The organism is Cognatishimia sp. WU-CL00825 (assembly GCF_040364665.1).
Taxonomy (GTDB): domain Bacteria; phylum Pseudomonadota; class Alphaproteobacteria; order Rhodobacterales; family Rhodobacteraceae; genus Cognatishimia.
In genome coordinates, this window is the sequence record NZ_BAABWX010000001.1 from 1,625,233 (window position 1) to 1,640,127 (window position 14,895).

A 14,895-nucleotide genomic window follows, 5' to 3' on the forward strand; every position below is an offset into this window, starting at 1 on the left:
GCGCGTTGAAACGTACGATTCGTTTCCGCATTTAAAAAGTGTTAATGCCCAACTGAGCGCCTTCAACGCAATGGAAACGTTAATGAAAACTTACACAGATATTAACCTTGGTTAATTTCGCACCAAGCCTGAAGGCCTGTACAGAAGCTCTCAAAATGACCGTTTGGAGCATTGATTTATGCCCATAACTGCTTAGATTATTTGTGACGGTTGGCGACAGAAATTTGCGCAAATTAGCTGATCCTGATGTGCCGATCTGAAGCGTTGTCGGAGGCTGCGATGAAATTTTCAACACTGAGTGAATATCAAATCCGCAAAGCTGAAGCTGAAGGTCAATTTGACGATCTGAAGGGCGCAGGCAAACCGCTGGGTCGGGCGGATGATGGTGATTTTTCGGAAAACGTTGGGTTTCGCATCATGGCCGAGGCCGGTGCCCTGCCCAAGGAAATCGAATTGAAGCTGGAAGAAGAAGCGCAATTGAAAGTGTTGAAGGACACGGCAGACCCCAAAGCCCGCAAAGAGGAAATGCGCCGGTTGGCAGATATTCAATTGCGACGCGCCATTCAGGAAGAAGCGCGCCGCAAGTATTATTCGCAGGGCTAGTTCACGCCGTTTGGCAAGGCCAAGCCCTGGTCAAAGGCCAACAGATTGTCGACCGCCATCAAGCCCATATCGGTGCGCACTTCGAGGGCGGCGGTACCAAGGTGGGGCAATAAGGTGGTGTTTTCCAACGCCATCAGCGCGGTCGGCACATCGGGTTCAAATTCATAGACATCCAGACCAGCCCCGGCGATTGAGTTAGACTGAAGCGCGGCGATCAGCGCCTGTTCGTCGACAATTTCACCGCGCGCGATATTGATAAAGATCGCGGTGGGCGACATAGCATCAAACACCGAGGAGCCGATCAGATGGGTGGTGTCTGCGCCGCCGGGCACCGCGACCACCAAGATATCGACCTGCCCTGCAAGGCTGTTCAGATTGTCGACCTGTTGGGCCGGAAAATCCATGGGTTTGACGGAACGATTGACGTATTTCACCGTCATGCCAAAGCCAAAATGGCAGCGCTTTGCAATGGCCTGACCAATGCGCCCCATGCCGACAATGCCGACGGTTTTCCCAGACATATGCAAGCCTAGAAATTGCGTGGGGTGCCAGCCTTGCCAGTTCCCCGCGCGCAGAATGCGTTCGCCTTCGCCGGCGCGCCGGCAGGTCATCAACATCAAGGTCAAAGCAATGTCGGCGGTGGCATCGGTCACAGCCCCCGGCGTATTGGAAACCCGCAGGCCCGCTTTGGTGGCTGCATTCGTGTCGATGTGATTATAACCCACCCCGAAATTCGCCAAGACTTTGGCGCGAGGGTTGGGCACATCGGCAAAGACATCAGCGGAATAGATATCGCCCAAGGTTGGCAACACTGCATCATAGCGGCGCAGGCTGTCGCGCAGTTCGGTTGCGGTCAGCGGCGTGGTTTCTTGGCGCACGGTGACCGCAAAACCGGTCTGAGCTTTGCTGATCACCGGATCTGGCAGCGGGCGTGTGAGCAACAGGGTTTTCAATGCATGCGTCCTCCGCTTGGAACGGGTTGATCAGGGCTGATCAAGACAATCTCGCCGTTTTCGTCAGGCAAGCCCAGCACCAGAATTTCGGACATGAATTTGCCGATCTGGCGGGGTGGAAAATTGACCACGGCCATGACTTGTTTGCCGATCAGATCCTGTGGCGTGTAATGCGCGGTGATCTGAGCCGAGCTTTTGCGGATGCCAAGCGTATCGCCGAAATCAACCCAAAGCTTGATCGCGGGTTTACGGGCTTCGGGATAGGGCTGAGCGTCGACAACGGTGCCGGTGCGAATATCGACTTTCAGGAAATCGTCAAAGGTAATGTCAGCCATTGGCAAGCTCTTTTGAACGGTTGGTTGCTGCGGCAACAGTGTCGGTGATCACTTTGGGCAATCCGGTTGTTTGCTGCATCAAGACTTCTAGCCCGGCCTGGGTGGTGCCATTGGGGCTGGTGACATTGATGCGCAGTTGGCTGGGGCTTTCGGATGCCGCCATGGCCAGGGCACCAGAACCTGCCACCGTGGCTTTGGCCAGAGTCATCGCGAGTTCAGGGGCCAGACCCTGGGCTTCGCCTGCCTGGGCCAGACATTCGATCATGTGAAACACATAGGCCGGGCCAGAGCCTGACACGCCGGTGACTGCATCCATTTGGCTTTCAGATTCCAGGCGTACCACCTGGCCGACGGCAGATAAAAGCTGATCGGCAAGGTCAAGATGGGCGGTGGTGCTGTGGCTGTTGCCGATGATGGCGGTGATGCCCTGACCGATGGCGGCCGGGGTGTTGGGCATGGCGCGGATAATGGGTGTTTGGGCCCCCAGAATGTCTTGGTAATTTGCGATGGAAATGCCTGCGGCCACGGATAAGAACAGGGTCTTGCCATTGCCCATTTGTTGCAAGATTGGCAAGGCATCTGCCATCATTTGCGGTTTGACCGCGATCAGCACGATGGCAGGGGTTGCAGGTAGGGTGGCGTTGATATGCACGCCGGTGGATGTCACCCAGTCAGAGGGAAAAGGGTCTTGCACATAGACTGACTGAGGCGGCAGCCCGTCGTTCAGCCACCCCTGAAGCATGGCGGACCCCATTTTGCCACACCCCAAAAGAACCAGGCCGTTTTTGGCCAAATATTGCATATCCATGAGCGCTCCTATTCGTTGTGGGCAATGTGGCGGGAATTTTATGGGGCGTCGAGGGAAAGTTGGCCGCAAATGTCTGGGACTTTGATTTTTTCTGTCACACATTTGGGTGCGCAACTGTCTAACTTAATAACGGCGCTTGAGAGGATGACAGGACAATGGCCAAAATGACGACAGCAATTATCGACGCGGCAAAAGCCGGTGACAAAGATGCGTTGCATGCTTTGGTGGTTGCGGTGCAGGATCAGGTGCATCGATTGGCCATGCGCATGCTGGCAGATCCGCAGTTGGCGCAAGACGCCACCCAGGAAATATTGATCCGGGTGATCACCAAGCTTTCACAATTTGAGGGACAAAGCCGGTTTGAAACTTGGGTTTATCGTGTGGCGACGAATTATTTACTGACCGCGCGCAAAGTGATTGCGCGTGATCCGGGGCTGACGTTTGCCATGTTTTCAGAGGATTTGATTGACGGGTTGGTTGATGAAACCGCTGCGGCCCCCGAGGACCATGTCATGCTGAATGAATTGCGGATAACCTGCACAATGGCGATGCTGTTGTGTTTGGACGCAAAACACCGCGCCAGCTATGTTCTGGGCGATATTTTAGAGTGTGATCACGCGGAGGGCGCTGAAATCTTAGAGATAACCACGGCTAATTTTCGCAAACGCCTGTCACGGGCGCGGACTTTGGTGCAAGACTTTACCGCTCGGTCCTGTGGCCTGGCCAATACATCTGCCAAATGTCATTGCCCGCGACGATTGCCTGCGGCTATGTCAATGAGACGCCTCGGCGAATGCCCCTCTAAGATGCTGCAAGACGCCCCGGATTACGCGACGGTCAAAGTCGCAGCACAGGCGTTGGAAACTCAGCTTTCCACCTTAAAGCTGCAACAATCCGTTGGCGGTTTAAAAGCCCCTAAACACATCGCGCAAGAGGTGGTGGACCTTGTGACCATCCACCCATAACCCACTATAAAATGGAGATTTTAATGAAACATGCAACCGCATGTCTGATGATGCTTGCCTTGACCATTCCAACAGTTTTGTTTGCAGAAGGACACAAAATGAACGATCAGAACACCGAGGTCTTAAAGACCATTGAAACCATGACAACAGCGTTTCAGCTTGGGCAGATTGATGCTGTCATGCAGTCCTATGAACCGACCGCCACTGTGGTTTTTGAACCCGCAAGCCCGCTGTCTGACCCAGCTCAATTGCGCGAGATGTTTAAGGGCATGTCCGCGTTGAAGCCAAAGTTTTCCTATGATGCAGAACATGAGGTCATCGTGAGCGGGGATATTGCGCTGCATATCGCGCCCTGGGCAATGACAGCAAAGACCCCTGAGGGGCAACCAATAGAACAATCAGGGCTTTCGGTGGCGATTTTGCGCCGGCAATCAGACGGCAGTTGGAAGATGGTGATTGATAACCCGCATGGCAGCCGATTGATCGCAAACAAGACATAACACGGCCAGAGCCGCACACGGCGGCTCTAACCTGACTCCCACACATATCTTATGCGCGGCCGTAGGCCTCGGCGATGGCCACCTGCATGGCGTCGTCGACCTTGCGGCCGCCCCACGTTGCCAATTGGATCGCCGGGTAAAACCGTTCTGCGCTGAGAATGGCCACATTGATCATCGTGTCGATCTGCTCGGGGCTGGCATCTGCGCCACCCGCCAAGACCAAACCATAGCGATAGATCATCAGCTTTTGTTCATTCCAATAGGTATATGCCCCTGCCCAGCACTGATCGTTGATGGCGTTCAGAACTTCGTAAAGTTCGGGCAATTTATCTTCGGGAGGTTCCATTTCAAAGGAACACACCATCTTGAGGGTTTCGTCATAGCTAGACCATGCCAAAGTGATGGAATAGGTCCGCCATTGACCCTCGACAGACATCGCAATTTGGTCATCTGCGATGCGATCAAAGGTCCAGTCGTGGCTTTCTGCGATATTTTCGACAATGTCGATCGGATGTATCTCGTCTTCGAGATACTGCTCGGATAATGCCATAGCGCCACCTCTTTCTTATTGTGCGCCTGGACGTGGCAGCGTCGCTCGCGCTTGGTGCCTGCTCGAAGGGCTGTGGATAACTCCACTTACCCTACTACATATGGTGGTACGCTTAGAAAGATTAGTAAAGTGAAATATTTGTGGATAACCCAATAAGTTGTGGATTAAATTGTTGCGGCCACAAGATTTAAGGCGGTTTTAACCTTGGTGAACAAGATCACTTGACCGGTTCGAAGCGTTGCGGCCCCACAAGATATTCGAAACGCTGACGCAGGGTTTCATTGTCGATGATCACCCGATCTGGCGTGTGAAACAGATGCCAGGTTTGGGTTTGAACTGGCGCAGGCTGGGCAAAGGCGCGACAGGTCAAGATAGCGAAATTGGCGCGAGCGTCTGGATCACGCACCGATTGATAGCGCAGCAGCTCGCAGTTTTCGGTGCGCACCTTCTCTGCCAATTCAAGACAGTCGTGGTATTCTGTGGCATGGGTCCAGTTGCCCTGCCCGGCCATCTGAGGATCGGTCAAATCCAGCGCCACGGGCACCTGGATATCGGCTTGAATGGCCGTGTGGTTACGGGCGGTGCGGGGAATGGCGGTATCTGGCGAGGCGCGATAGAATTTCACCGTGATCCAGGCCGCCTCGAGCGCCGCGGTCAGCGCATGTTCAGAGGCATAAAACACCCCGGGGGTTGGACCCTGACGGCGAAACCGCGAGTTGTGCGGGTAGCAGCCATAGCGAAAGGGCGCGCTGAATTGGTAATCCAGATGCGCACAGTCAGGTGGAATAGTGGGTTTGCTGGCCTCGAGCAGATGTTCGAGCGCTTCCTGCTCGGCGCTGGTGTCGACGATCTTTTGCGTGGCCGGGCGATATTGGCCTTCGATCAGACGCCAGACATTTTGGCGCGCGGACTTATAGGGGCGCACGTTGGGCATCAAGGTAGGCCATCACGTTCACCAATCCGGCCACCGATTTGGCAAGATCTGCGGGGCTGCCACGCAGATCGGTGTTGTCATTGCGCATCCATGTACGGTTGGTTTCTGCGTCTCCCCCAGTGATGGCATCCAGCGAGCGAAAGACCCGGATCAGATAAAGCGCAAGTTCATAGGGTTTGTCGACCAAAGTCGCGCTGCCGGATTTGAATTTCGAAATCTGAGAGGGGCTGACGCCAATGATCTGGGCGATTTCAGCCTGCGACAGGCCCAGCGCGGCCCCGGCATTGATCACCGCTTTGGCAACAAGCCGGCCGGGATCGTGGCTGGTGTCTTGCATCAATGTGACGGTTTGAACCATGGGTTACCCTTTCCTCTGACAGAAATTTAGCAATTATTTCCAAGGAAATCAAGTCGCACGGGTTTTCAGACTGCCCGGAGTGGCGAAGAAGTGGCGCGCCGGGCCAAGGTATTGCGCCCAAAACAAAACGGCACCCCAATTGGAATGCCGTTTAAACGATCAAACGTACAGAATGCGCGAAATTTGGCAAACAGCGCTTAGGATTTCGCCTCAAGCGCTTCGAGGCGGGCTTTCAGCGCTTCGTTTTCTTCGCGGGCTTTTTGGGCCATGGCGCGGGTGGCGTCGAATTCTTCGCGGGTGACAAAATCACGCTCGGCCAGCCAGCGGTCCATCCAGGATTTCAAAGCATTGTCTGCCTCGTCCTTGGCCCCCTGTGCCACGCCCATGGCGTTGGTCATCATTTGCGAAACATCGTCCATAAATTTGTTACGGGTCTGCATTTTCTGCACTCCGGCTAGGTCACACTGTTATTGATCCCTATATGGGGAGAAACAACGGTCACCACAAGGTTGACTTCCCCTAGGCGCGCACGGCAGAGAGACTTTATGCAGTCCATGATCCCCTTCCCCGACATTTCCCCCGAAATTTTCACGCTAAGCCTTGGAGGGTTTGAATTTGCGCTGCGCTGGTATGCGCTGGCCTATATTGCGGGCATCCTGATCGCCTGGCGCATTTCACTGCGCGCCATCAAGACAGTGCGCCTGTGGCGCGACGAGACTGCGCCTTCAAGCGCGGATCAAATCGAAGACCTGATGTTCTGGGTGATTTTGGGCATCATACTGGGGGGGCGTCTGGGCTATGTCTTATTCTATCAACCGGATGTTTATCTGAGTGACCCCATGGCGATTTTGCGCGTCTGGGAAGGCGGCATGGCTTTTCATGGTGGCATGCTGGGCGTGGTGATCGCGGGCTGGTTCTATTGTTGGCGTCACGGGCTGCCCAATCTGTCGATGGCCGATGTTATTGTGTTGGGGGTGCCGGTTGGTTTGATGCTGGGGCGGATCGCCAATTTCATCAATGGCGAGCTGTGGGGGCGCGCCACTGATTTGCCCTGGGGCGTGGCTTTTCCGGGTTATGACGCGCAGAATTGCGGCGATGGTTTAGCTCTGTGCGCGCGCCATCCATCGCAATTATATGAGGCGTTGTTAGAAGGGGCGGTTCTACTGTCGCTATTGCTGTGGCTGGCTTGGCGACGGGACGCGCTGAAACGGCCTGGATTGATCACCGGTGTATTTTTTGCGGGCTATGGCTTGGCACGGTTTCTGGTGGAATTTGTGCGCCAACCAGATGCGCAATTTGTCACCGAGGGCAATCCGTTAGGACTGGCGTTTCACATGGCCGGGCTTGGGCTGACGATGGGGCAAATTTTGTCGCTGCCGATGGTGTTATGCGGCTTGTGGCTGATGGCACGCGCTGCAAGAGTGACATCATGACTTTGAAAGACGCTCTGATTGAACGCATTCGCACCGTTGGCCCGATGTCGCTGAACGATTATATGGCCGAATGTTTGATGCATCCACAATTTGGCTATTACGCCACGCGAGATCCGTTTGGCGAGGACGGTGATTTCATCACGGCACCAGAAATTTCGCAGATGTTTGGAGAACTTATAGGCCTGAGCTTGGCGCAGGCCTGGATGGACCAAGGGGCACCTGATTCCTTTGTGCTGGCCGAAATCGGCCCCGGTCGCGGTACGTTGATGGCAGATTTGCTGCGCGCGACCCGGCGGGTGCCGGGATTTCACGAAGCGCTTGATTTGCATCTGGTGGAAGCCTCGCCCGCGTTGCGTCGCAAGCAACAAGAAGTGCTGGGGGATGCCACTTGGCATGACAGCATCGAAAGCCTGCCCGAAAAGCCGTTGTTTCTGGTGGCCAATGAATTTTTTGACGCACTGCCCATCCGGCAGTTTATCCGCGAGGGCCAAGCCTGGTGTGAACGGCTGGTTGGACTGGATGAAACCGGCTTGTCTTATGGGCTGGGCGCGGCCATGGAACAGCCCGCGCTGGTCGATCGGCTGACAGATACCAAAGAGGGCGACATGGTGGAACTTTGCGCTGCGGCGGTGCCAATTGCGCATCACATTGGCGCGCTGATTGCCCGCAATGGCGGGGTTGCCTTGATTGTTGACTATGGGGACTGGCGTTCGCTTGGGGATACGTTTCAGGCCCTGTCCAGCCATGCCGAAGTGGACCCGCTGGATGCGCCCGGCCTGGCTGATCTGACGGCCCATGTGGATTTTGAATTGTTATGTGCAGCCACACCCAGCCAGTTCAGCCGGGTCACGCCTCAGGGGGTGTTTCTAGAGCGGCTTGGCATCACCCAACGGGCACAGACGTTGGCCAAATTGATGGAGCCTGTGCAGCTGGAACAGCACATAACTGCACATCGGCGCTTGACGCACCCGGAAGAAATGGGAAATCTGTTCAAGGTTGTTGCTTTCTATCCAGAGGGCGCGACGCCACCTCCCGGAGTAGAAGCATGAGCCTAGAGATTCTGACATCCGCCACGCTGTCGCCGATGCGTCATGGATTCTTCACCCGAAAAGGTGGCGCATCCTCTGGAGTGTTTGAAGGGTTGAACTGTGGCAACGGCAGCAGTGATCAAAGCGAAATCGTCAACATCAATCGCACGCGTGTGGCCAAAGCCCTAGAGGTCGCCAGTCTTGCGGGCGTGCATCAGGTGCATTCCGCAGCTGTACATGTGGTTTCAGCCGATACGGATCTGTCCGCGCGGCCCGAGGCCGATGCATTGGTGACCAATGTGCCCGGTATTGCCTTGACCGTCTTGACGGCAGACTGCCAGCCAGTGCTGTTTGCGGACCGCTATGCCGGTGTGATCGGTGCCGCGCATGCGGGCTGGCGTGGCGCGCTGGATGGGGTTCTGGAAGAGACCATCGAAGCGATGATAAAGCTAGGATCCAAGCGCGAAGATATTGTTGCGGTCATTGGGCCAACCATCAGCCAACGTGCCTATGAGGTTGGGCCAGAGTTTCTGGACACCTTTATGATGCATGATCGCGACAATGCGCGGTTCTTTGGCCAAGGCACAGGCGACCGCTATTATTTTGACCTGCCGTCTTATGGGCTGCACCGGTTGCGCAACGCGGGCATTGATCAAGCGGAATGGATTCGCCATTGCACCTATAGCGATGCGGCGCGATTCTATTCCTATCGCCGCAGCACCCATGCAAATGAAGCCGATTATGGCCGATTGATCTCTGCGATCAAAATGTAGGCCTTAAAACAAGACATTTGCAGCGCAACCGGTGCTGACTGCCCCAGCTTTTCCCAAGCAATTTCGTCAAATCTTGCGATTCCCGCCGCAGATTGGCCCCATTTGGGGATCAGATTGTTCTCAGGATACGAACAATACGTGTCGTGGCAAAAGGAGCAGTCACATGTGTAAACAACGATTTCTACAATCGATTTTGAGCCAATCAAAATCACAAGAAAACATCACACCATGGGCGCTTAAGCGTGCAGGCGCGGGTGCGGTTTCCTTGAAACCAGCGATGGTTCTGAAAAAGACCGCCTAATCTGACGTCAGAGATGGTTTGAAAAACCCCCGCCAGTTGTGCTGGCGGGGGTTTTCCGTGCTGCACGGGCCTTATGCGGCTTGATGCCCCTCCCTTTTGACCTGTTCAATCCACTGCGCCACCTGCCCTTCTTTGGGATGGCTGGCCTGAGCAAAGGCCGTGACCTTGGTTTTAAGACCAATGAATCCTAGGATCTGACGGCGTAATTGCCATTTTAGGGCGTTTTTCAAAACAAAGCGGAAATACCAACCGGGGCTGTCAGAAGTGAGAAAGACCCGCGCGGTGCGTCCGCCAAGCATGGGTTTGGGCATTTTACCGCGGGTGTCAAAAGTGCGACCGGGCAAGAACGATCGGTCAATCATGCCCTTGAGTTTTGCAGGCAATCCCCCCCACCACATCGGCGTGGCCAGCACAACGTGTTCTGACCATTCAATATTTTGCAAAACAGCTTCGAGATCGGGTTCCAGCGGTTTGCTGTGCTTATAGCCGCCAAATTCATAATCCATATCAAAGGTCAGATCCCGCACATGCGAAACACGCACATCATGCCCCGCGGTTCTGGCGGCGGCTGCATAGGCCTCGGCGAAGGTGCGCGACAATGAGGTTTCGGCGGGATGCCCATTGAGGACAAAAATGCGTTTCTGTGTCATGGGGGTCTCCGGATTTTCAAAAAATGACTACGGTCAATTTAATAATCCACAAAAGTGACCGCAGTCAATTACTAAATTTGACCGCAGTCAAAAAACATGCAAGGAACACCTATGGCAAAGGCAGTTCAACAACGCACCCTAAAGACACGCGCCCGGCTTATTGCGGCGTCAGAAACCATTGTGGCCGAGGCTGGTTATGAGGCTTTGCGGGTGGAGGATGTCGTGGCCCGTGCGGGTGTGGCCAAAGGCACGTTCTTTGCGCATTTCAAAGACAAAGACGCGCTGATGGAACAGTTGATCGGCGCTGTGTTGAATGGGTTTCTGGATGAAATTGAAAACCACCCTGCCCCTGACAGCGTCACTGGCCTGATTGAAGCGCTGTCACCGATACTTGGGTTCATGACGTCTGAACGCTATGTTTTTGACGTGATATTGAGACATTCGGGCGCGGCCGCCAAAGAAGAAATCGGCGCAATTGCCCAGACATTTTGGCGCACGGGTGAGGTGATGGGGCCTTGGTTGGCGCGCGGACCGTTTCGCAAAGACATCTCTGCCACATTACTGGCCGATGGTGTTGGGGCGTTTATGATCCAGGCAATGGCGCTCAATTTCTGCGCGCTGCACAACGAAGAGCCCCTTCACAATCAGCTGGAGCGCTATTTGACAGCGTGGTTATTGCCAACTGGTCAGGCCGTTTGATCAGGCGGTGCGACCGACACGTTCTTCGAGAACATCAAACGGCACGCCCGGCTCGTCCTTGGCGTCGCGGATCACCAAAGAAGTTTTCACACTGGCGACATTGTCTGCTTTCAGCAGGTCATCGGTGAGAAAGTTCTGGAATGTCGACAGGTCCGGCGCGACGCATTTCAAGATGAAATCCACTTCGCCATTTAGCATATGACATTCGCGCACAAGCGACCATTCACGGCATCGTTGTTCAAAAGCTGACAAATCAGATTCTGCCTGACTGACCAACCCAACCATGGCAAAGACCTGCACTTCGAAACCCAGTTCCCGCGAATCGACATCGGCGTGATAGCCGCGAATAAACCCGGCGTCTTCCAAAGTGCGCACGCGGCGCAGACATGGCGGGGCTGAAATACCGACTCGCTTTGCCAGCTCTACGTTTGTCATCCGACCATCCGCTTGCAATTCAGCGAGAATTTTTCGGTCGATGGGATCAAGCCGGGTGCCGGGCATGCAGAAAGTCTCCGTCAAATTTTCAGTTCTTATAGCACCAAGATGCTTATACGCAATAATATTTCGCAAAGCAGGCCTAGGCTTTTCAGGAACTGTCGCCCGTTTGATATGCACTGCATGCAATACGTCTATGTCAGGGGTTTAACGGAACGATTGGGAAGGCTATATCCCCGTCTGACGACTAACTGCAAGCACATGGGTGGGATATGGGCGATACGAAACACACAAAGGTTCTGATTATCGGATCGGGGCCTGCGGGCTATACGGCGGGCGTTTATGCGAGCCGCGCAATGCTCAGCCCAATTCTTGTACAAGGCATTGAACCGGGTGGTCAGCTGACCACAACAACCGAGGTCGAGAATTACCCTGGCTTCACCGAAGTTCAGGGCCCGGATTTGATGATCAAAATGCAGGAACATGCACAAGCCATGGGCTGCGAGATCATCGGCGATATTATCACCGAGCTGGACACCGAAAGCCGCCCCTTTGTGGCCAAGGGCGACAGTGGCACGGTCTATACGGCGGATGCGGTGATTTTGGCGACAGGTGCACGGGCAAAATGGCTGGGTCTTGAGAGCGAAGAAAAGTTCAAAGGCTTTGGTGTCTCGGCCTGTGCGACCTGTGACGGCTTTTTCTATCGCGGTCAGGAAATCGTGGTGATTGGTGGCGGCAATACTGCGGTTGAAGAAGCGCTGTTTCTGACGAATTTTGCCTCTAAGGTTACTTTGATCCACCGTCGCGATGAATTGCGCGCCGAAAAGATCCTGCAAAACCGGCTTGAGAAAAACGAGAAAATTGAGACTCTGTGGTTCCATGAACTGGAAGAAGTTTTGGGCACCGACGCGCCGTTGGGCGTGACCGGCGTTAAGGTGAAACACACCAAGACCGGCGAGATTTCAGAAATTCCTTGTGCAGGTGTGTTTGTTGCCATTGGCCACGCCCCTGCAACCGAATTGGTGAAAGACACGCTAGAGACCCATAACGGCGGCTATGTCAAAGTAGAGCTGGGCAGCACCAAAACCTCGATCCCGGGTGTTTTTGCTGCTGGGGATCTGACAGATCACGTCTATCGTCAGGCGGTAACTTCAGCAGGCATGGGCTGTATGGCCGCGCTGGATGCAGAACGGTTTATCGCCGAACAGGACTAATCGGCCCAAAAGAATCATTCGCGCAAGCGGCAAGGTCCAGGCCCATTGATTTGGGTCTGGATTTTTTTTGAGGTAGCCAATTGTTCGCCCCAAATTGAACAAACTTCCCGCTTAGCAGGGCTTTGTTTCGCGTTTCGACGCTTATAACTGCGTTTTCGTTGTTTTTTGACCACGAGGGTGCAATTCGCCTGCAAAGATCATTTTTTTCTTTGCTGCACGTGCAAAATATGTGAAGTGTTCACGCATGAACACACTTTGAGACAAATTGAATGCCAACCTCAACTGCTAAAATAAGCCTGCAAGGCGAAGACTTGCTCTTCCGACTATTGCGTCAGCTTGATCTGGCACCGGGGGCACCTCAGCGTGCCACCGCCGAGGCGCTTGGCATTTCGCTTGGCCGCTTGAATGCTTTGTTGCGGTCAGCAACAGATGCCAAGTTTGTAGAAAAAAGCGACCGCCCTGGGCCTGATAATCGTCAAAGATTTGCCTATGGGCTGACGCTGAAAGGCGCGACGGAAAAGACGCGCCTGACTGACCAATTTCTGGCCCGAAAGCTTGCAGAATACGATGCGTTACACGCAGAGCTGACTGGGTCTTCCAGCCCCCAATTCCCCCTAAAACATAGGACCAAAAACATGCAAAATAGTTTTGCACCTATCCCCGAGCTATATGTCTCTTATGAGAGCGCGCAGAAACTGAAGGTTGAAGCCGCTGATCTGGTCAGCCACGACCTGACGCCGCGCCAGATTTGCGATCTAGAATTGCTGATGAACGGCGGCTTTAACCCCTTGAAAGGGTTTTTGAGCGAAGCTGATTATAATGGCGTTGTAGAAAACATGCGTCTGGCAGACGGCCAACTGTGGCCAATGCCGATCAACCTGGATGTATCGGAAGACTTCGCTGCAAAGCTGGAAATCGGCCAGGACATCGCGCTGCGCGACCAAGAAGGCGTTATTCTTGCGACCATGACGGTCACAGACAACTGGGTGCCAAACAAAGCCCGCGAAGCTGAAAAAGTCTTTGGCGCGGATGATGATGCGCACCCTGCTGTGAACTATCTGCACAACAGCATGGGCAAAGTATATCTGGGCGGCCCTATCACCGGTCTGCAACAGCCGGTACATTATGATTTCCGTGCCCGCCGCGACACGCCAAATGAATTGCGCGCCTATTTCCGCAAATTGGGCTGGCGCAAAATTGTTGCGTTCCAAACACGTAACCCGCTGCACCGCGCGCACCAGGAACTGACTTTCCGCGCCGCAAAAGAAGCGCAGGCCAACCTGTTGATCCACCCAGTTGTGGGCATGACCAAACCGGGCGACGTTGATCACTTTACCCGTGTGCGTTGCTATGAGGCGGTTCTGGACAAATACCCAGCGGCGACAACAACCATGTCTTTGCTGAACTTGGCAATGCGTATGGCCGGCCCACGCGAGGCGGTTTGGCACGGTCTGATCCGTAAAAACCACGGCTGTACCCACATCATCATTGGACGCGACCACGCAGGCCCAGGCAAAAACAGCCAAGGCGAAGATTTCTATGGTCCATATGACGCTCAGGAGCTGTTCCGCGAGAACGCCGAAGAAATGGGCATCGAAATGGTCGACTTTAAGCACATGGTTTATGTGCAAGAGCGCGCCCAATACGAGCCTAACGACGAGATCGAAGATCGTGATAACGTCACCATCTTGAACATCTCTGGCACTGAATTGCGTCGCCGTCTGGCCGAAGGTCTGGAAATTCCAGAATGGTTCTCTTTCCCAGAAGTTGTAAAAGAGTTGCGCCGCACCAAGCCTCCGCGGTCTGACCAAGGTTTCACCGTGTTCTTCACGGGCTTCTCTGGCTCTGGCAAATCCACAATCGCCAACGCTTTGATGGTGAAATTGATGGAAATGGGTGGTCGTCCAGTGACTTTGCTGGATGGTGACATCGTGCGGAAGAACCTGTCATCTGAGCTGGGCTTTAGCAAAGAACACCGCGACTTGAACATTCGCCGTATCGGTTATGTTGCCTCTGAGATCACCAAAAACGGTGGTATCGCGATCTGCGCGCCAATTGCACCCTATGCCACAACCCGCCGCGCGGTGCGCGAAGACATCGAAGCCTTTGGGGCCTTTGTCGAAGTGCATGTTGCAACCAGCATCGAAGAATGTGAACGCCGGGATCGCAAAGGCCTGTATAAACTGGCGCGTGAAGGCAAAATCAAAGAGTTCACAGGGATCTCTGACCCCTATGATGTGCCTGCAAACCCAGAGCTGAGCATCGAGACTGAGAATTCCGAAGTCGACAACTGTGCACACCAGGTTCTGCTGAAACTGGAAAGCATGGGTCTGATCAAAGCGTAAGCTTGCCGAGC

General features: G+C 54.3%; 19 protein-coding genes. 10 read left to right on the forward strand and 9 right to left on the reverse strand.

Annotated features, from left to right (window positions below; all coding sequences use genetic code 11):
* The first annotated feature begins 279 nt into the window (after positions 1–279).
* Positions 280–603 carry a DnaJ family domain-containing protein gene (locus ABXG94_RS08110; RefSeq protein ID WP_353533401.1) on the forward strand — a complete coding sequence of 108 codons (324 nt, stop codon included), beginning with the start codon at positions 280–282 and terminating at the stop codon, positions 601–603.
* Here the strand turns inward: ABXG94_RS08110 and ABXG94_RS08115 are convergent.
* From ABXG94_RS08115 to proC, 3 genes are read right to left on the reverse strand one after another with little or no spacing between them, the layout of a single operon-like run.
* A complete protein-coding gene (locus ABXG94_RS08115; protein ID WP_353533403.1) occupies positions 600–1,556 on the reverse strand; it encodes a 2-hydroxyacid dehydrogenase in 957 nt (318 codons plus the stop codon). The genes ABXG94_RS08110 and ABXG94_RS08115 overlap by 4 nt on opposite strands.
* A complete protein-coding gene (locus ABXG94_RS08120) occupies positions 1,553–1,891 on the reverse strand; it encodes a tRNA-binding protein (protein WP_353533405.1) in 339 nt (112 codons plus the stop codon). The genes ABXG94_RS08115 and ABXG94_RS08120 overlap by 4 nt, the downstream gene beginning before the upstream one ends.
* On the reverse strand, positions 1,884–2,699 hold the full coding sequence (gene proC, locus ABXG94_RS08125) for a pyrroline-5-carboxylate reductase (RefSeq protein WP_353533407.1): 816 nt from the start codon (positions 2,697–2,699) through the stop codon (positions 1,884–1,886). The genes ABXG94_RS08120 and proC overlap by 8 nt, the downstream gene beginning before the upstream one ends.
* A 164-nt stretch (positions 2,700–2,863) precedes the next feature.
* Here proC and ABXG94_RS08130 point away from each other — a divergent pair, with 164 nt between their 5' ends.
* Positions 2,864–3,664, forward strand: coding sequence for an RNA polymerase sigma factor (locus tag ABXG94_RS08130; RefSeq protein WP_353533409.1), 801 nt, complete (start codon positions 2,864–2,866; stop codon positions 3,662–3,664).
* A 23-nt stretch (positions 3,665–3,687) separates the two neighbouring features.
* A complete protein-coding gene (locus ABXG94_RS08135; RefSeq protein ID WP_353533412.1) occupies positions 3,688–4,164 on the forward strand; it encodes a YybH family protein in 477 nt (158 codons plus the stop codon).
* A gap of 49 nt (positions 4,165–4,213) precedes the next feature.
* Here ABXG94_RS08135 and ABXG94_RS08140 read toward each other — a convergent pair whose 3' ends face one another.
* The 4 genes from ABXG94_RS08140 to ABXG94_RS08155 all read right to left on the reverse strand — a co-directional run bounded on the left by ABXG94_RS08140 (position 4,214) and on the right by ABXG94_RS08155 (position 6,446).
* Positions 4,214–4,714, reverse strand: a complete 501-nt coding sequence (locus ABXG94_RS08140) for a type III secretion system chaperone family protein (protein WP_353533414.1) — start codon at positions 4,712–4,714, stop codon at positions 4,214–4,216.
* 217 nt (positions 4,715–4,931) lie between these two features.
* Positions 4,932–5,648, reverse strand: a complete 717-nt coding sequence (locus tag ABXG94_RS08145; RefSeq protein WP_353533416.1) for an RES family NAD+ phosphorylase — start codon at positions 5,646–5,648, stop codon at positions 4,932–4,934.
* Positions 5,626–6,006, reverse strand: a complete 381-nt coding sequence (locus ABXG94_RS08150) for an MbcA/ParS/Xre antitoxin family protein (RefSeq protein WP_353533418.1) — start codon at positions 6,004–6,006, stop codon at positions 5,626–5,628. The genes ABXG94_RS08145 and ABXG94_RS08150 overlap by 23 nt, the downstream gene beginning before the upstream one ends.
* A gap of 197 nt (positions 6,007–6,203) precedes the next feature.
* Positions 6,204–6,446 carry an accessory factor UbiK family protein gene (locus tag ABXG94_RS08155; protein WP_353533420.1) on the reverse strand — a complete coding sequence of 81 codons (243 nt, stop codon included), beginning with the start codon at positions 6,444–6,446 and terminating at the stop codon, positions 6,204–6,206.
* Between the two features lie 105 nt (positions 6,447–6,551).
* On the opposite strand from ABXG94_RS08155, the gene lgt reads away from it, so the two are divergent.
* The 4 genes from lgt (at position 6,552) to ABXG94_RS08175 (ending at position 9,541) form a co-directional block, all read left to right on the forward strand.
* Positions 6,552–7,439, forward strand: a complete 888-nt coding sequence (lgt, locus tag ABXG94_RS08160) for a prolipoprotein diacylglyceryl transferase (RefSeq protein ID WP_353533422.1) — start codon at positions 6,552–6,554, stop codon at positions 7,437–7,439.
* Positions 7,436–8,488: a class I SAM-dependent methyltransferase gene (locus tag ABXG94_RS08165; RefSeq protein ID WP_353533424.1), complete on the forward strand. Its 1,053-nt coding sequence runs from the start codon at positions 7,436–7,438 to the stop codon at positions 8,486–8,488. The genes lgt and ABXG94_RS08165 overlap by 4 nt, the downstream gene beginning before the upstream one ends.
* Complete coding sequence (pgeF, locus tag ABXG94_RS08170) at positions 8,485–9,240, forward strand: peptidoglycan editing factor PgeF (protein WP_353533426.1); 756 nt, start codon at positions 8,485–8,487, stop codon at positions 9,238–9,240. Before ABXG94_RS08165 ends, pgeF begins: the two co-directional genes overlap by 4 nt.
* Positions 9,241–9,403: 163 nt before the next feature.
* Positions 9,404–9,541: a hypothetical protein gene (locus ABXG94_RS08175; RefSeq protein ID WP_353533428.1), complete on the forward strand. Its 138-nt coding sequence runs from the start codon at positions 9,404–9,406 to the stop codon at positions 9,539–9,541.
* Positions 9,542–9,612: 71 nt separating this feature from the next.
* On the opposite strand, the gene ABXG94_RS08180 is transcribed toward ABXG94_RS08175, so the two are convergent.
* Complete coding sequence (locus ABXG94_RS08180; protein ID WP_353533430.1) at positions 9,613–10,191, reverse strand: NAD(P)H-dependent oxidoreductase; 579 nt, start codon at positions 10,189–10,191, stop codon at positions 9,613–9,615.
* Between the two features lie 111 nt (positions 10,192–10,302).
* Between ABXG94_RS08180 and ABXG94_RS08185 the strand changes: the two genes are divergently transcribed.
* Entirely contained in the window at positions 10,303–10,890 is a 588-nt protein-coding gene (locus tag ABXG94_RS08185; protein ID WP_353533432.1) for a TetR/AcrR family transcriptional regulator, read from the forward strand.
* Here the strand turns inward: ABXG94_RS08185 and ABXG94_RS08190 are convergent, their stop codons facing one another.
* On the reverse strand, positions 10,891–11,391 hold the full coding sequence (locus ABXG94_RS08190; RefSeq protein ID WP_353533434.1) for an Lrp/AsnC family transcriptional regulator: 501 nt from the start codon (positions 11,389–11,391) through the stop codon (positions 10,891–10,893).
* A gap of 206 nt (positions 11,392–11,597) precedes the next feature.
* Between ABXG94_RS08190 and trxB the strand changes: the two genes are divergently transcribed.
* Positions 11,598–12,539, forward strand: coding sequence for a thioredoxin-disulfide reductase (gene trxB / locus ABXG94_RS08195; RefSeq protein ID WP_353533436.1), 942 nt, complete (start codon positions 11,598–11,600; stop codon positions 12,537–12,539).
* A 269-nt stretch (positions 12,540–12,808) separates the two neighbouring features.
* A complete protein-coding gene (locus ABXG94_RS08200; protein WP_353533438.1) occupies positions 12,809–14,884 on the forward strand; it encodes a bifunctional sulfate adenylyltransferase/adenylylsulfate kinase in 2,076 nt (691 codons plus the stop codon).
* Positions 14,885–14,895 lie beyond the last annotated feature (11 nt).

Coding starts and splice junctions, on each gene's coding strand:
- ABXG94_RS08110 (WP_353533401.1), top strand. CDS start 280: ATGAAATTTTCAACACTGAGTGAATATCAAATCCGCAAAGCTGAAGCT.
- ABXG94_RS08120 (WP_353533405.1), bottom strand. CDS start 1,891: ATGGCTGACATTACCTTTGACGATTTCCTGAAAGTCGATATTCGCACC.
- proC (WP_353533407.1), bottom strand. CDS start 2,699: ATGGATATGCAATATTTGGCCAAAAACGGCCTGGTTCTTTTGGGGTGT.
- ABXG94_RS08130 (WP_353533409.1), top strand. CDS start 2,864: ATGACGACAGCAATTATCGACGCGGCAAAAGCCGGTGACAAAGATGCG.
- ABXG94_RS08135 (WP_353533412.1), top strand. CDS start 3,688: ATGAAACATGCAACCGCATGTCTGATGATGCTTGCCTTGACCATTCCA.
- ABXG94_RS08140 (WP_353533414.1), bottom strand. CDS start 4,714: ATGGCATTATCCGAGCAGTATCTCGAAGACGAGATACATCCGATCGAC.
- ABXG94_RS08145 (WP_353533416.1), bottom strand. CDS start 5,648: ATGCCCAACGTGCGCCCCTATAAGTCCGCGCGCCAAAATGTCTGGCGT.
- ABXG94_RS08150 (WP_353533418.1), bottom strand. CDS start 6,006: ATGGTTCAAACCGTCACATTGATGCAAGACACCAGCCACGATCCCGGC.
- ABXG94_RS08155 (WP_353533420.1), bottom strand. CDS start 6,446: ATGCAGACCCGTAACAAATTTATGGACGATGTTTCGCAAATGATGACC.
- lgt (WP_353533422.1), top strand. CDS start 6,552: ATGCAGTCCATGATCCCCTTCCCCGACATTTCCCCCGAAATTTTCACG.
- ABXG94_RS08165 (WP_353533424.1), top strand. CDS start 7,436: ATGACTTTGAAAGACGCTCTGATTGAACGCATTCGCACCGTTGGCCCG.
- pgeF (WP_353533426.1), top strand. CDS start 8,485: ATGAGCCTAGAGATTCTGACATCCGCCACGCTGTCGCCGATGCGTCAT.
- ABXG94_RS08175 (WP_353533428.1), top strand. CDS start 9,404: ATGTGTAAACAACGATTTCTACAATCGATTTTGAGCCAATCAAAATCA.
- ABXG94_RS08180 (WP_353533430.1), bottom strand. CDS start 10,191: ATGACACAGAAACGCATTTTTGTCCTCAATGGGCATCCCGCCGAAACC.
- ABXG94_RS08185 (WP_353533432.1), top strand. CDS start 10,303: ATGGCAAAGGCAGTTCAACAACGCACCCTAAAGACACGCGCCCGGCTT.
- ABXG94_RS08190 (WP_353533434.1), bottom strand. CDS start 11,391: ATGCCCGGCACCCGGCTTGATCCCATCGACCGAAAAATTCTCGCTGAA.
- trxB (WP_353533436.1), top strand. CDS start 11,598: ATGGGCGATACGAAACACACAAAGGTTCTGATTATCGGATCGGGGCCT.
- ABXG94_RS08200 (WP_353533438.1), top strand. CDS start 12,809: ATGCCAACCTCAACTGCTAAAATAAGCCTGCAAGGCGAAGACTTGCTC.